Source organism: Methyloceanibacter sp. (assembly GCF_050999895.1).
GTDB lineage: Bacteria > Pseudomonadota > Alphaproteobacteria > Rhizobiales > Methyloligellaceae > Methyloceanibacter.
The window spans coordinates 34,038-48,612 of record NZ_JBPCOU010000062.1 but is presented as its reverse complement, the minus strand read 5'-3'; the positions used below and the strand labels follow the sequence as shown (position 1 = coordinate 48,612).

The 14,575-nt window shown below is 62.9% G+C and carries 16 protein-coding genes; 3 read left to right on the top strand and 13 right to left on the bottom strand.

Annotated elements, in window-relative coordinates:
* The 12 genes from ACR2J1_RS06920 to ACR2J1_RS06865 form a co-directional block, all read right to left on the bottom strand.
* Positions 1-560: sodium/proton-translocating pyrophosphatase (locus ACR2J1_RS06920; RefSeq protein ID WP_434018602.1), on the bottom strand; the 560-nt coding region annotated here is incomplete at its 3' end.
* Positions 561-751: 191 nt separating this feature from the next.
* Positions 752-1,777: a thiamine-phosphate kinase gene (thiL, locus tag ACR2J1_RS06915; RefSeq protein ID WP_434018601.1), complete on the bottom strand. Its 1,026-nt coding sequence runs from the start codon at positions 1,775-1,777 to the stop codon at positions 752-754.
* Positions 1,770-2,267, bottom strand: a complete 498-nt coding sequence (nusB, locus tag ACR2J1_RS06910; RefSeq protein WP_434018600.1) for a transcription antitermination factor NusB — start codon at positions 2,265-2,267, stop codon at positions 1,770-1,772. Before nusB ends, thiL begins: the two co-directional genes overlap by 8 nt.
* Positions 2,268-2,271: 4 nt before the next feature.
* Positions 2,272-2,739 (bottom strand): 6,7-dimethyl-8-ribityllumazine synthase, encoded by a 468-nt coding sequence (gene ribH, locus ACR2J1_RS06905; protein WP_434018599.1) that lies wholly within the window; start codon positions 2,737-2,739, stop codon positions 2,272-2,274.
* Positions 2,740-2,743: 4 nt separating this feature from the next.
* Entirely contained in the window at positions 2,744-3,865 is a 1,122-nt protein-coding gene (gene ribB, locus ACR2J1_RS06900) for a 3,4-dihydroxy-2-butanone-4-phosphate synthase (protein WP_434018598.1), read from the bottom strand.
* Positions 3,862-4,464 (bottom strand): riboflavin synthase, encoded by a 603-nt coding sequence (locus ACR2J1_RS06895; RefSeq protein ID WP_434018597.1) that lies wholly within the window; start codon positions 4,462-4,464, stop codon positions 3,862-3,864. The genes ribB and ACR2J1_RS06895 overlap by 4 nt, the downstream gene beginning before the upstream one ends.
* Positions 4,437-5,567 carry a bifunctional diaminohydroxyphosphoribosylaminopyrimidine deaminase/5-amino-6-(5-phosphoribosylamino)uracil reductase RibD gene (gene ribD / locus ACR2J1_RS06890; RefSeq protein ID WP_434018596.1) on the bottom strand — a complete coding sequence of 377 codons (1,131 nt, stop codon included), beginning with the start codon at positions 5,565-5,567 and terminating at the stop codon, positions 4,437-4,439. Before ribD ends, ACR2J1_RS06895 begins: the two co-directional genes overlap by 28 nt.
* A gap of 21 nt (positions 5,568-5,588) precedes the next feature.
* Positions 5,589-6,077, bottom strand: a complete 489-nt coding sequence (nrdR, locus tag ACR2J1_RS06885; RefSeq protein WP_434018595.1) for a transcriptional regulator NrdR — start codon at positions 6,075-6,077, stop codon at positions 5,589-5,591.
* Positions 6,078-6,111: 34 nt separating this feature from the next.
* Positions 6,112-7,425 (bottom strand): serine hydroxymethyltransferase, encoded by a 1,314-nt coding sequence (gene glyA, locus ACR2J1_RS06880; protein ID WP_434018594.1) that lies wholly within the window; start codon positions 7,423-7,425, stop codon positions 6,112-6,114.
* A 197-nt stretch (positions 7,426-7,622) separates the two neighbouring features.
* Positions 7,623-8,954: a L,D-transpeptidase family protein gene (locus tag ACR2J1_RS06875; RefSeq protein ID WP_434018593.1), complete on the bottom strand. Its 1,332-nt coding sequence runs from the start codon at positions 8,952-8,954 to the stop codon at positions 7,623-7,625.
* A gap of 316 nt (positions 8,955-9,270) precedes the next feature.
* The gene (gene ldtR / locus ACR2J1_RS06870) at positions 9,271-9,780 is read right to left on the bottom strand and encodes a transcriptional regulator LdtR (RefSeq protein WP_434018592.1); all 510 of its coding nucleotides are present in this window, start codon (positions 9,778-9,780) and stop codon (positions 9,271-9,273) included.
* A gap of 146 nt (positions 9,781-9,926) precedes the next feature.
* The gene (locus tag ACR2J1_RS06865) at positions 9,927-11,003 is read right to left on the bottom strand and encodes an enoyl-CoA hydratase/isomerase family protein (protein WP_434018591.1); all 1,077 of its coding nucleotides are present in this window, start codon (positions 11,001-11,003) and stop codon (positions 9,927-9,929) included.
* Between the two features lie 113 nt (positions 11,004-11,116).
* Between ACR2J1_RS06865 and ACR2J1_RS06860 the strand changes: the two genes are divergently transcribed.
* Both ACR2J1_RS06860 and hemB read left to right on the top strand, forming a co-directional pair.
* A complete protein-coding gene (locus ACR2J1_RS06860; protein WP_434018590.1) occupies positions 11,117-12,094 on the top strand; it encodes an extensin-like domain-containing protein in 978 nt (325 codons plus the stop codon).
* Between the two features lie 192 nt (positions 12,095-12,286).
* On the top strand, positions 12,287-13,255 hold the full coding sequence (gene hemB, locus ACR2J1_RS06855; RefSeq protein WP_434018605.1) for a porphobilinogen synthase: 969 nt from the start codon (positions 12,287-12,289) through the stop codon (positions 13,253-13,255).
* Between the two features lies 1 nt (position 13,256).
* Here the strand turns inward: hemB and ACR2J1_RS06850 are convergent, their stop codons facing one another.
* Positions 13,257-13,880, bottom strand: a complete 624-nt coding sequence (locus ACR2J1_RS06850) for a family 16 glycoside hydrolase (protein WP_434018589.1) — start codon at positions 13,878-13,880, stop codon at positions 13,257-13,259.
* A gap of 174 nt (positions 13,881-14,054) precedes the next feature.
* Here ACR2J1_RS06850 and ACR2J1_RS06845 point away from each other — a divergent pair, with 174 nt between their 5' ends.
* Entirely contained in the window at positions 14,055-14,543 is a 489-nt protein-coding gene (locus ACR2J1_RS06845) for an RDD family protein (protein WP_434018588.1), read from the top strand.
* Positions 14,544-14,575 lie beyond the last annotated feature (32 nt).

The window sequence follows — 14,575 nt, the reverse complement described above, 5'->3', positions numbered from 1 at the left end:
TGGGGAAAGGTTCCGCCCCAAAGCGGGGAAAGGAGGAAGCGCAGAGAGACCCGAAAGCCAACCCCCACGACCTTCTCGCCCACGCCCCCCGATGCCGGGTCATAGCCGAGCACCTGGGTCAGGATGAAGAAATAGACCGCGACACTGAGGAGGGCGAGGCCAGCGACAAGCATGCCGGTCACCGCACCGGCACGGAATGCGATGCTTAAGCCATCACCAAGGCTCTTCGTCGCGGCTTGCGCCGTGCGAACATTCGCGCGCACCGAGACGTTCATGCCAATATAACCCGCTGTACCGGAGAGGATGGCGCCCACCGCAAAGCCGATGGCCTGGGTCACGCCAAGCAGGTAGGCGATGATCACGAAGATGACGGCGCCGACAATGGCGATGGTCGTATATTGCCGCGCGAGATACGCCTGGGCACCCTCTTGAATGGCAGCCGCTATTTCGCGCATGCGGGGCGTTCCCGCATCGGCCGCCAGGATTGCCTTGGTGGTCCAGACGCCGTACGCGATGGAAAGCGCACCGCAGGCAATGATGAAATAAAGAACCCAAGTCATGTTCGGAAAATCCCCGTTCGGTTGGTTGGGATGGCAGGGGATCTCGACCGCGATTAGGAAGGACACTTAGAACTTAAGTGCCGCGGCCTCGTTGCCCCCGTGAATGGCTCAAAGCGTGGCGAAAATGCCAAAGTTACGCGTCAGACGCAACCGACTGCCTATGAGAGCGGCAATTTGGCTGGAACGCGGCCTCAGGGCCAGGCATGGAAAAAGCCCTTTTGGCCAAGTTTCAGAGGCTCGCCTTGTGCATTTAGCGGGGAAACGCCCTGTCCCGCCGCCAAAATTTCCCCGATTAGCGTGAAACCCACCTCATGCTTGCCAGCCTCCTCTTCAAAGTCCGCGGCGCTTGCAGCCGCCACGGCGACGACCACTTCATAGTCATCGCCGGCCGTGATGAGCTCCGAAAGGAGGTCCGGGTCGCGTGCCAGCACCTTCTCCGCTGCCTCCGACAGAGGCACCTGATTCGCCTCGATACGCGCGCCTGTGTGGGAAACGGCGCAGAGTTTCTCGATGTCGCCGATAAGGCCGTCGGAGACGTCGATGGCGGCCTGGCCGAAATTGCGAAGAAGAAGAGCGAGAGCGGTCCTTGGCGTGGGCTCACGATAGCGCTCGACGAGAAAGGCGGTGTCGGCGTCCGACAAACCCCAATGTTGCGCGAGTGCGGGGTCACGGAGAAGACGCAGTCCGAGACAGGCATCCCCGATGGTCCCGCTCACATAGAGCCGGTCGCCGGCCGTGGCGCCGTAGCGCAAAACGACATGGTTGTGCGTGACGTGGCCGATTGCCGTGACGGTGATGCTCAGGGGTCCTGGCGTTGAGGTGGTGTCGCCGCCGACAAGGGCGATGCTCGCCTGTGTCTGCATCTCGCCGAGGCCGGACGCGAAGCTTTCAAGCCATGCCGCGGTGACCTCCACGGGGAGCGACAACGCTAGCAGATAGGCGTAGGGCTTTGCCCCCTTCGCGGCGAGGTCGGAGAGCGTCACCGCCAGCGCCTTGTGCCCGACGGTGTCGGCCGGATCGTCGGGGAGGAAATGCACCCCCTCAACCAGCGTGTCGCAGGTCAACACAAGCTCCTGGCGCTCCGGCACGACGAGGACAGCGGCATCGTCGCGCAGGCCGAGCGCCGCTTTGTCGTTCGCCAGCGGGGCGAAATAGCGTGCGATGATCTCAAACTCATTGAGTGAGGTGCCCTGCTCCCGTTCCGAGATTTCAGGCATGACCTCCTCCTCCGCCCGCAAACTCAGACGGCCGCGCCTCGCGCGCGAGCTTGTCGAGAATGCCGTTCACGACCTTTGGCTCCTCGCCGTCGAAGAACGCATGCGCGAGATCGACATATTCGGTGATGACGACTTTCGGAGGCACATCGTTCCGCTTGAGGATCTCGTAGGCGCCCGCGCGGAGAATGGCGCGCAGAATGGAATCGACGCGGTTGAGTCGCCAGCCTTCGGCCAAATGCTGGTCGATGAGGGGGTCGATACTAAGCTGCTCGCGCACAACTCCCTGGATGAGATCGCGGAAAAACGACGCCTCGGCCTCGCTGTATTCGCTGCCGTCCACCTCTTGCCCGAAGCGATGGGTCTCGAACTCGCCGATGACCTCGTTAAGATCGATGGCCGTCATATCCATTTGATACAGGGCTTGAACCGCGGCGAGGCGGGCGGCGCTGCGGGCGGCACCGCGAGGGGGTTTCTTGTCCTTTTGGACCATGGCGCTAGCGCCGGCTCGCGGAGGAAAAATGTCGCTCGAGCTGCATCAGGGTGAGACAGGCGCGCGCGGCATCGCCGCCTTTATTGCGGCCGTCGACGCTCGCGCGTTCCCAGGCCTGGTCGCGGCTCTCGCAGGTGAGAATGCCGAAGCCGATGGGGACCGCGTGCTGCACGGCAAGCTGATGCAGCCCCGCGGAGCTCTCCCGCGCCACGATATCGTAATGGGTCGTCTCCCCGCGTATGACGCAGCCCAGCGCGATACAGCCGCGATGGCGCCCTGCCCTGCCAACAAAGCCGTTGGCAAGCGCAAGGCTGAGCGCGAGCGCGATTTCGAGAGAGCCCGGAACCCCAATGCGCTCGTAGCTGACCTGGTTGGCGTCGAGCTCCTCGATCGCACCGCGAGCCAGCTCGTCGGCGATGTCTTCATAGAAGCGCGCCTCGATGATGAGAACAGAACGTCCTTTGCGGCTCATGGCGCTATCCCAAGCTCCGATGGCCTGCGACCTTGAGGCCGTAGCCTTCCAGTCCCACGATCTTGCGTGCCGGCGCATTGCTCAAAAGCACCATCTCGCGCACGCCGAGATCGAGCAAGATCTGCGCGCCGACCCCGTATTCAATCAGGCGCTGCTGCCCGACGGACTGCGTGCCCTGATCTTTCAGGCGCGAGGAAATGGCGTTGGGCTTCGTTTCGCGAATGAGCACGACGACGCCGCGGCCCTCTTCGCCGATGATCTCCATCGCCTTCTGCACCAGGCTATCGCGATGGCCTCCGGCTGAGAACACATCGTCGATGGTGTTCATCGCATGCACGCGGACAAGCACGGGACCGCCAGCGGCGACCTCGCCCTTCACAAGCGCGATGTGCTCGGCCGGGTCCACCGTCGTGGCGTAGACCTTGACGTCGAAAGCCCCGCCATGGGCGCTGTCGAGTTCAGACTCCGCCACGACCTTGACGAGATGATCGTAGCGCAAGCGATACGCAATCAGGTCGGAGATAGCCGCGATCTTGAGGCCGTGGGTCCCGGCGAAGGTCGTGAGATCGGCCAGCCGCGCCATGGTGCCGTCGTCATTCATGATCTCGCAAATGACGCCGGCGGGATAAAGCCCAGCGAGGCGCGCGACATCCACCGCTGACTCGGTGTGGCCGGCGCGCACGAGAACGCCACCGTCCTTGGCCACAAGCGGGAACACATGTCCCGGCGTGACTACGTCGCGATAATCCTTGGTCGGGTCGATGGCGACCGCGATGGTATGGGCCCGGTCGTGGGCGGAGATGCCCGTCGAGATGCCTTCCCGTGCCTCGATGGAGACGGTGAAGGCCGTCGAATGCCGCGAGCGGTTCGAGCGCGACATCAGCTCAAGATGAAGCTGCTTGGCGCGGTCCGGCAACAGCGCGAGACAGATGAGGCCGCGGCCGTGCTTGGCCATGAAATTGATGGCCCCGGGCGTTGCCATTTGCGCCGGGACGACGAGGTCGCCTTCGTTCTCGCGCTCCTCTGCGTCCACGAGGATGAACATGCGGCCGTTGCGTGCGTCTTCGATCACCTCCTCGATGGAGGAGAGCGCAGGTAGCTGCGGGGCGGGCTTCAACACGGTCACGATCTTGTATCTCGTTGCATGATACGCTCGACGTAGCGCGCGAGCACGTCGATCTCAAGGTTTAGCAGATCACCGGGCACGCGGTCCCCCCAGGTGGTGTGGGCGAGCGTGTAGGGAATGACGTTTACACCGAACGCGTTAGCATCCACTTCATTGACGGTCAGAGAAACCCCGTCCAACGCCACCGAGCCCTTGGACGCGATGAGATGCGCGAGCTCCGACGGAGCCTCCAGCAGCACCCTAGCGCTGTCGCCGTCGGCCTTGATATCCTTGATCTTGGCGCGGCCGTCGACATGGCCCATCACCAGATGCCCGCCGAGCTCAGCGCCAAGGACCAGGGAGCGCTCCAGATTGATGCGGCGGCCTTTCGTCCAGGCGCCAGCGGTCGCGCGCTCCGCGGTCTCGTTGGACACCTCCACCTCGAAGATCGTGCTTTCGCCCTCTCCCGCGCGGAAGCCTGTCACGGTGAGGCAGCAGCCATCGCAAGCGATCGAGGCACCCTCCTCAAAGCTCGCGGGCTCGTAGGCGCACGCGATGCTGAGCCGCGCACCGTTGCGTGCGATGACTATGCCTATGTCGCTGACAATGCCGGTGAACATCTGCGGTTCCGCCGCCACACTGTCATGCGGTCAGCTCCAAACGATCGCGTGTGGCTGTTAGTGAAATGACCGCTATCGGTGAGCCGATCAAGTCCTTCGCCGGCAAAGGGTAACAGACCGTCACCGCCGACTGCTTCCGCACCTTGGTAAATGACAGCCTCATCGATCAGATCGGCGTCGAGAAACACGCGCGCCACCGATGGCCCACCTTCCACAAGCACCCGCGTAATCCCCCGCCCCGCCAGCCGCTCCAGCGCCTCGACGACGCAGGGCAAGCCTTCCGCATCGACGGGGATTGGAATGATCTCGGCGCCCCGCTCCTGCAGCCTTTCGGCGTTGGGCTGGTCCTCGTCATCGGCGCAGATTAGCCAGACGGGCACCATCTCATCTTCAAACAGACGCGCGCTGGGAGGCGTGCGTAGCCGGCCGTCGAGAACGACGCGAACCGGGGAGCGGCAGGACATCCCCGGTAGGCGGCAGGTGAGGCTTGGATCGTCCGCCGCGACCGTGCCCCGCCCGACCAGGATCGCGTCGGAACGGGCGCGCAAGAGGTGGCCGTGGGCGCGCGCGTCGGGGCCGGTAATCCACACCGGCGCGCCGTCGCCACGCGTCACGAAGCCATTGGCGCCGACGGCAGTCTTAAGGGTGACGGCGGGACGGCCTTGCGTCACGCGATAGACATGGCCGAGCACGATATCGAGGGCCTCCGAGGCGAGCAGCCCCTCCGTCACCTCGATGCCGGCGGCGGTGGCGCGCGAGATGCCGGCGCCCGAAGTGCGCGGATCCGGATCGCGCAACGCGATGACAAGACGCGCCGGTTGCGCCTCGGCGATGACATCGGCGCAAGCGGGTCCGCGCCCCTCATGCGCACAGGGTTCAAGCGTCACGTAGATGGTAGCGCCGCGCGCGGCCTCGCCGGCCTCCTCAAGGGCAATCGCCTCGGCGTGGGGGCGGCCTCCGGGCGCCGTCCAACCGCGGCCGATGATCTCGCCCTCCGGCGATACCACCACCGCTCCCACGGCAGGATTGGGCCAGGTCAGACCCAGGCCGCGGCGGGCAAGCGCCAAGGCCTGCGCCATATGCTGCTCGTCACTTGCACGCATTTTTTGGGTAGCGGCCTGACGCTAATCCTCGAGGGGAATGGCAGTCTCTTCGTCGCCTTCAGCGCCGGCCAACTCGCCGAGCAAAGCCTCGAAATCCTTGGCCTCGCGAAAGTTCTTGTAGACCGACGCGAACCGGACATAGGCGACGTCGTCAAGCGACTTCAGCGCCTCCATGACGAGCCTGCCAATGGTCTCGGACTTAATCTCGCTCTCGCCCATGTTTTCAAGCCGGCGCACAATGCCGCTCACCATGCGCTCGATGCGCTCGGGATCAACCGGGCGCTTGCGTAACGCGATCTGCACCGAGCGCATCAGCTTGTCGCGATCGAAGGGCGTCCGGCGACCGCTGCGCTTCAGCACCGTCATCTCGCGCAGCTGTACGCGCTCGAAGGTCGTGTAGCGTCCGCCGCAATCGGCGCAGACCCGCCGCCTGCGGATCGTGGTGTGATCCTCGCTAGGCCGCGAATCCTTCACCTGCGTGTTGGTGCTGCCGCAATAGGGGCAACGCATGGGCGCCCGCCCTCCGCTGTTTCACCGTCACGCCTTACGTCGTCGGATAGATGGGGAATCTTTCACAAAGCTCGATCGCGCGCTTCTTGACGCGTTGCTCGACGTCGCTATTGCCGCCCTCGCCGTTGGCCGCGAGCCCATCCAGCACCTCGATGATCATGTCGCCGACGGACTGGAACTCGGCGATACCGAAGCCGCGCGTAGTGCCTGCGGGCGAGCCGAGGCGGATGCCCGATGTGATCATCGGCTTCTCCGGATCGAAAGGCACGCCGTTCTTGTTGCAGGTGATGTTCGCGCGGCCGAGCGCTGCTTCGGCCGCCTTGCCGGTCAGCTTCTTGGGCCGAAGATCGACGAGCACCAGATGCGTGTCGGTGCCGCCGGAGACGAGGTCGACGCCACCCTTGACCAGGGTCTCGCCGAGCGCCTTGGCATTGTCGACGACGGACTGAGCGTAGAGCTTGAAGCTCGGCGCGAGCGCCTCTCTGAACGCCACCGCCTTGGCGGCAATGATGTGCATCAGCGGACCGCCCTGCAATCCTGGGAAGACCGCGGAGTTGATCTTCTTGCCGATCTCCTCACCGTTGGAGAGCACCATGCCGGCGCGCGGTCCGCGCAGGGTCTTATGCGTCGTTGTGGTGCAAACATGGGCGTGCGCCAGTGGGCTCGGATGCACGCCGGCAGCAACCAGACCGGCAAAGTGCGCCATGTCTACCAGGAAATAAGCCCCGACCGCATCGGCGATCTGGCGAAAGCGGGCGAAGTCGATGATGCGCGGATAGGCGGAGCCGCCGGCGATGATGAGGGCTGGCTTATGCTCCTTGGCGAGACGCTCGACCTCGTCATAGTCGATGCGGTGATCGTCTTGCTTCACGCCGTATTGGACGGCGCTAAACCACTTGCCGGAAAGATTGGGCGGCGCGCCGTGGGTGAGATGACCGCCTGCGGCGAGCGACATGCCGAGGACCGTGTCGCCGGGCTTGATGAGGGCGAGCATGACCGATTGATTGGCTTGCGAACCGGAATGGGGCTGCACATTGGCGAAGGCGCAGTTGAACAGGCGCTTGGCGCGGTCGATGGCGAGTTGTTCGACGACATCGACAAATTCACAACCGCCATAATAACGGCGCCCGGGATAGCCTTCGGCATACTTGTTGGTTAGGAGCGTGCCAGCGGCGTCGAGCACGGCTTGCGAGACGAGATTTTCCGACGCGATCAGCTCGATCTCGTGCTGCTGGCGGCCGAGCTCGTCGCTGACGGCGGCAAAAACCTCTGGGTCTGCCTCGCTCAAAGGCGTGGTGAAGAAATCATCGTCCTGCGCCGCGGCGCGTCTCGCATCACTTGCCGTCATTCTAGCCACTCCTTGACCCTTACGGACGGTGAACCACTGCCAATATCAGGCAAATTTCCTGTCGGCTCGCTCTACCACATGTCGCCGGGGCACGCTAGCAACACCCAAGGATTGGGCGAGACGCCAATGGCCTCAGGCGAACAAAAAAAGCCATCCGGCCGTGACCGGATGGCTTCGTAAAACCTTGTCGCGTCACCTCAATAGGCGGAGGCGGTCGTCTCTCCAGGCGTATCGGTGTTGTATATATCGGGCCGGAAATGGACCACGCCGTCAGGCGTCGACCAGGCGCTGATATAGGTGAAATATACCGCGATCGACTTCGCCACCTTGACGTCGGCTTGCTGACCGGATGACTTCATCGACATGATCCGCTGCTGGTCCCAGCCCGGATTGTCGCCCAAGATCCAAGCGACTAGCTGCTCCACATTATGGATGCGGACGCAGCCCGAGCTTTCGAAGCGGACGCTGCGGCCGAACAGGCTCTTCAGCGGCGTATCATGCATGTACACCGCGTCCTTGTTCGGGAAGTTGATCTTCACGAAGCCGAGCGAGTTCTCTTCCCATGGCAGTTGGCGGAAATTGTAGGTGTAAACCTCCGGACCGAACCAATCGATGCTGCGCGGATCGACGGGCTGTCCACTCGGCGTGAACACCTGCATGCGATAGGCGGCGAGCATGTCCTGGCCCCGGTTGGCAAATTCCTGGCCTTTGGGGACGAGATCCTTCTGGATGATGCTGCGCGGCACGTGCCAGTACGGATTGAAATTGATTTCCGACACCTTGCTGCTGAGCGCGGGTGTTGGCCGCTCGATCTTGCCGACCACGGCCGCATGCCGCGAGATGACCTGGCCGCCCTCCACCGCTTCAACTTGCGCGGAGGGAACGTTCACGAGCACGTAGCGGTTGGCGACACCGGGCGCCAAGGTCTGGAGCCGCTTCAGACTGGCCTGAAGCTGTGCGAGCCGAACCGTCGCCGGGACGTTGAGCGCATCGATGGTGGAGCGGCTGTCAATCACGCCGGTCGGCGGCAGGTTGTGCCGTGCCTGGAACTTCTTCACCGCCATCACGACGGCCTGATCGTATTCGTCGGGAATGCTTTGTCCGGTGAGGTCGCCCGAGATTTCGAGCCGGCGGTGCAGCGTCACGATTTCCTGTCCGCGCGAGCCCGGCTTCATCACCGAAGCGGGCACCATGGGCCAGCCGCCTTGCGCGACGATAGCCCGATAGCGCTCGATGGCCGCCTTGGTCGCCTCGATGTTGCGGGTCGTCAGCGTCGGTATGCCCGGCGCAGGATTGGTGATCCACGCCCGCGTTTGCGGATTGCCCTCTTCCGGCGGTGCTTGATGGGTGCCGGATCCGGGCTGGGAATTTCCCCATCCTGGCGCGCCATAGCTCCGCCCGCCGGGGGCGTTCTGATTGTTGTCGCCCTTCAGCCAGGAAAACAGGCCGGCATGGGAGGGTTGCGCGGTGGACAGAAGAAGTGTCGCCGCCAGGACCGTCGTGGCGCAAACCACGCCGGTCTTAAACATGCGCCGCAACGTTGGCATTTGCAGATCCCCGTTTTTCGCGGCCTACGAAGGTCGCGCTAACTATAGGCTTTTAATCATCGTTACTCTAGCCGTTTTAAAGTTACGGACGTGTAACGACCTCGGGAAACGAAACCTTCCAGCTTTGGTTTCCTAAAGGAGGCCCCGGGCCCCCGCAACGAGCCGTAACCCCGCCATGAATCTCAACAAAATCTAGCCGCGAAATCGGGCGATTTTGGGCGCAGGGATGTTTGCACAACAGAAATCGCCCCCGCGGTCTCCCGCGAGGGCGATCAAACTCTGTTGATCTCGCCCGAAGTTAGAGCTGGTAGCGGATCTGATCGGTCCAGAAGCGCTCGAGACGAATCAGGGACCGGTTCAGGACCTCGACGTCGTCAGGTCCGATACCGCCGACCTGCTGCAAGGACTTAAGCTGGCGGTTGTAGAGCCCGTTCACCACCTGACACACGTCCTGGCCTTTTTGGGTCAGCCGCACCCGCACCGAGCGACGGTCCGTCGTGGAGCGCTGGTGATTGATGTAGCCGGAATCGACCAGCTTCTTCAGATTGTAAGAAACGTTGGAGCCGAGATAGTAGCCGCGGCTCGTAAGCTCGCCCGCGGTCAACTCGGCATCGCTGATATTGTACAGAAGCAAGGCCTGCACGCTGTTGACGTCGGAACGTCCCAAGCGTTCAAACTCATCCTTGATAACATCGAGCAACAATCGATGCAGACGCTCGACCAGCTTCAACGAAACAAGATAACGGCTCTTGAGGTCTTCTGCCTCATCCGGTGCCGTATGTGTCCCTATGTTCAGGGCTACACTCATCGCCTACCCTCGTTAGTTGTTGTTAAATCCCCAACTTGGTGGCGACTGTAGGCTCAAACAATCTAAAATGAGCTTAAGCGAGACGCTTAAGATTGCATGAAATTCTAGTATTAAGTTTTGGTTATTTCGCGAGACCTTGAAGCGAGTCAAGCGCCTAGGCGGCGTTCCTCAAGCTCCAGCTCATCCTCGTCGTCGGCCGGCTGCGAGAAAAAAGACTCGATTTTAGCCTCATCGACATCTTCCAGGGTGGCTGGCGCCCAATTCGGCGTCCGACCCTTGCCGGCAATGCGAGCGCCGACCCCTTCACTAAAATCGGGGGTCCCCACGACATGCGAGGCGATGCGGTACTCCAGTCGCAAGGCACCTCGAATATCCAGCGATTTGCCGCGCTGCATTTGGAGGAATGCGATTTTGAGGGAGGTTGGCGACTTTCGGCGGAGGACGGCGGCGGTCTCGCGCGCCCATTCCTCATCCTCGCCGCGCTCGGCGTCGAGCCGCTCCAGAATGGCTTCAACGGAGGGCGCGGTGAAGACTCGGCTGATTGCGGGCGTCAGGCGCACGAGCTCCCCCTCGCCCGGCTCGCGATGCAATCCATCCAGAAGCCGATCGATCGGATGGTTGTCGCTCACCGCGTCCGTGATGACATGGAAGTGAGCGGAGGGAATGCAGTGGGTCACGAGGCCGAGGCGGAAGGCATCCGCCGGACCAATGGAGCGCCCGGTCAGAGCGAGGTAGAGACCAGTCACACCGAGGAGACGAGGAAGAAAATACGTTCCGCCGATGTCCGGGATGAATCCGATGCCGACTTGCGGCATTGCCATGCGATAGTTCTCGCCGGCGACGCGGTGAGTGCCGAAGAGCGTTATGCCGATGCCACCGCCGAGCACGAGCCCGTTCATAAGGGGAATATTCGGCCGGATGAAATTCTCTAAAACCCAAACATGGGTGTAGGCGGCACGATAGAATGCGCGAATCGTGGAGAGCGCCCCCTGCTTGCCCCAATCTTGCAGGACTTTGAGATCGCCTCCGCTGCAGAAGACAGAGGGATGGGTGGATTGCATCACCACGCCGTAGATGTTAGCCGCCGGTCCCCAGCGCAGATAGCGCTCGCTCAGGGCTTCGAACATCTCGCGGCTCAGCGCATTGAGGCGCTCCGGACGGTCGAGCGTGACGATGCCGGCGCGATCGTTTTCCTCGAATGTGATGCCGAGCCCTTCGCTCAACGTCCTGTCCTTCTTATCCATGCGCCGGCAACGTCGTTGGAAAGCCCGCGGCAGCTAGCATCCAATCGCTTCGATCACAAGTTGCGGGGGGCCTCACGCCGGCCCGCCGCTTCATGAAGCGCGCTTGGTTCCTGATCCTCGCAATGGCCATGCTGCTCCCAGTGCCGGCGTGGGCTGCCACGGAAGGACCGCCGACGCGAGAACGCAACCCGGTGCGGGCCGCAGCGCCTCCCTCTGTCAAAGAGCCGGAGGCGCCGGAGGCGAAAGAGGCTGTTGAGCCCGAAAAAAAAGAGCCGGCGACGCCGGCGGAAACGCCGAGCGTTCCTTGGAGCGACAGCGAGGTTGCCGCTGCGAAGGCCGCCTGCACCCAGCTCCTCGCCCCGGTGACGATGGAATACGAGCCCCTGCCTCCGATCAAGGAAGGCATGTGCGGCACGCCCGCTCCCATCCTCCTCAAATCCATCGGCAGCGATCCCAAGGTCGAGATTGCGCCCCCGGCGACCGTCAATTGCGCGGTCGCGGCAGCCGTCGCAGTATGGCTCAAGGATGTCGTGCAGCCGGAAGCGACGGATCTTCTTGGCGCGAAGGTGGTCAAGCTTCACAACGCGACGTCATATGCCTGCCGGAACCGTTATGGGGGCGCCATGACTCCCCTGAGCGAGCATGCGCTTGCAAACGCGCTCGACATCTCGGAATTCGTGCTCGGCTCCGGCGAAAACGTCACGGTGCTGGAAAGTTGGCCTCGTGTCGTCGAGACTACCGAACCGCCGCTGCCTTTGCGCAACCCGGACCGGCCAGAGACTACGGCCGCGTTGGCCCCACCACCGACCTTGCCGCCGGTCTCTTCGGTAAAGCGCATCGGCGCTTCCGTTCTGGAAGTAGCGAAGGCGAAGGCCGCCGACCCGCCAAAGCCGCCGCCGGAAGCGGTACCACCCCAGCCCATCGCCGTGCGCAAAAGCGATTTCGTGCGTAACCTGCATGACGCCGCGTGCAAGACGTTCGGCACCGTGCTTGGGCCGGATGCAAACGCCGCCCACAAGAACCATTTCCACCTGGATATGAAAGCGCGCCGGTCCGGCTTCTGCGAATAGGGCCTTAAACATTACGCAGGGTGAGCGGTTGGCAGCCGCCTTCACCGGGTGATAGCTTGGCTGTCATTTCAAGCGGAACCGTCGCAAACGATGTCACCGAAGGATAAGACAGTTTCTCTGCACACCGCGCGGGTGAAGCGCGCAGCGACGGCTGCGCCCCGCGTGCCCCGTCCGGGATTTCCGGCGACGCGCATGCGCCGCAATCGCCGCGCTGACTGGTCGCGCCGGCTTGTTCGCGAGACGTCGCTGCAAACGAGCGACCTGATCTGGCCCCTCTTCGTGATCGAGGGCCACGGCGAGCGTTCGCCGGTGGCGGCTATGCCGGGGGTCGAGCGCTTCAGCGTCGATCTTGCAGTCGAGGCCGCCGAGGACGCAGTCGAGCTTGGGATCCCTGCGATTGCCATTTTCCCCTTCACGGATGCGTCCCTCCGGGACAAGGACGCGAGCCAAGCGACCGAGCCTGGCAATCTTGTCTGCCGCGCCGTGCGCGCCATCAAAACGCGCGTGCCTGAGATCGGCGTCATCTGCGACGTTGCGCTCGATCTTTATACGAGCCACGGCCACGACGGCATTCTCATCGGCGGCGAGATCGACAATGATCGTTCCGTCGAGGTCCTGGTGCAGCAGGCTCTCGTGCAGGCGGAGGCCGGCTGCGACGTCATCGCGCCTTCGGACATGATGGACGGCCGCATCGGCGCCATTCGCGCCGCGCTTGAGGAGAGCGGCTTCAGTCACGTGCAAATCCTGGCTTACGCGGCCAAATACGCCTCTGCCTTTTACGGGCCGTTCCGCGATGCGGTGGGCTCGGGGGCGATGCTGCGCGGCGACAAACGCACCTATCAGATGGACCCTGCGAACGGCGACGAGGCGATGCGCGAAGTCGCCCTCGATATCGCCGAGGGCGCCGACATGGTGATGGTGAAGCCCGGGCTCGCCTATCTCGACATCGTATGGCGGCTGAAGCAGGAATTCCGCCTGCCAACCTTCGTCTACCAGACCTCGGGCGAATACGCGATGATCGCCGCCGCCGCGGAACGCGGCTGGATCGATCGCGAGCGAGTGATGCTGGAAAGCCTGATGGCCTGCAAGCGCGCCGGCGCCGACGCCATCTTCACCTATTTCGCGCCCGAGGCCGCGCGGCTGCTGCAAACAAAGGCGTAGCCTATTCGGTGACTTTCACGCTTTTGAAGATCACGCGCGCATCCTTGGTCTTGTCGAAATTGTCGCCCGACAGACCGAAGCGCCAGCCGCCTTTCGGCGCCTGACCGCGCAGATCACGGACCTTCGTCCCATTGATATAGAACGTGACCGTGTTGTCCTTGGTCGTGACACGCAGCGTGTTGGAGGCGCCGGGGCTCGTCTTGATGGACGAGGCCGCGATATTCTCGGCAATCGTGTGCCACTTGCCGTCCTGCTTGCGGGCGATCCAGAACTTGCCGTTATTGAGGACGCCGAACTGGAAGTAGGTCTTCTTGTCCTCGCCCCAGAACAGAAGGCCCGCGCCAAGCACCGGCTGGTCGCCTTCGGGCCACACCGCCTCGGAGCAGATGTCGGCGTTTTCGACCGTGTAAGTGACGTTGAGATTGGACTGCATGTCGTCGGGCGTGAGCTTGAAGACGAACTGTCCGTCCTTCACCTCGACGGAATCCTGCACCGCCCAGCCGCCGGCGTCGTCGGTGAACGCGTCCTCGAAAACGGCCTCGCTTCCCTCGCAGGCAAAGCTCGGCTGCGCGGCTGCGGTCGTGAAGAGCAGCGCAATCGTAAGCAACAACAGCGATTTCGGCATAGGTGGCCCCCGTAGCCTTTACTCGTGTCCGCGAATCCTTAACGTGTTGGCTAGGTATCGGCAACCTTACGTGGATGCCGCGTCTTGCTTCCCTCGCGTCTAGCCGCTTGTTTGAGGCCGCGGCGGTCACCATCTCAGCGCTGACAAACGCGACCCTTCATCGGAGAGATCATGATGAGCGAGCAGAAAACCTTTCCCCCGCGTGCGGGCTTTACCGATCAGCTTTACGCCTATGACCCGGTGACGCAGCCGCAGCTCTTCAGCCACGTGATCCGCAAGCGGTCGATGGCCTTCCTTGTCGACGCGCTCATCATCTTCGTGTTGACGGCGATCGCCTATGTCGTGGTGGCACTTCTCGGCGTCATCACGCTCGGTCTGGCCTGGCTCCTGTTCGGGCTTGTCTTTCCCGCCGTCGGTCTTGGCTACAACGCGCTCACCATCGGCGGCCCGAACTCCGCCACCATCGGCCAGCGCATGATGAATCTCGAGGTGCGCATGTGGCATGGGGGCAAGGTTTCGCCTCTGATCGCCGCCTTCCATGCCCTGTTGTTCTGGTTCTCTCTTGTCATCTTTTGCCCGATCCTGCTCTGGGCCCTGTTCGACCCGCGCAAGCGGTGCCTGCATGACATTATTGCGGGCATGCTCGTCATCAACCGTCCTTAGCCGGGAGCGCTAATTTAGAACCCTTCGAATGC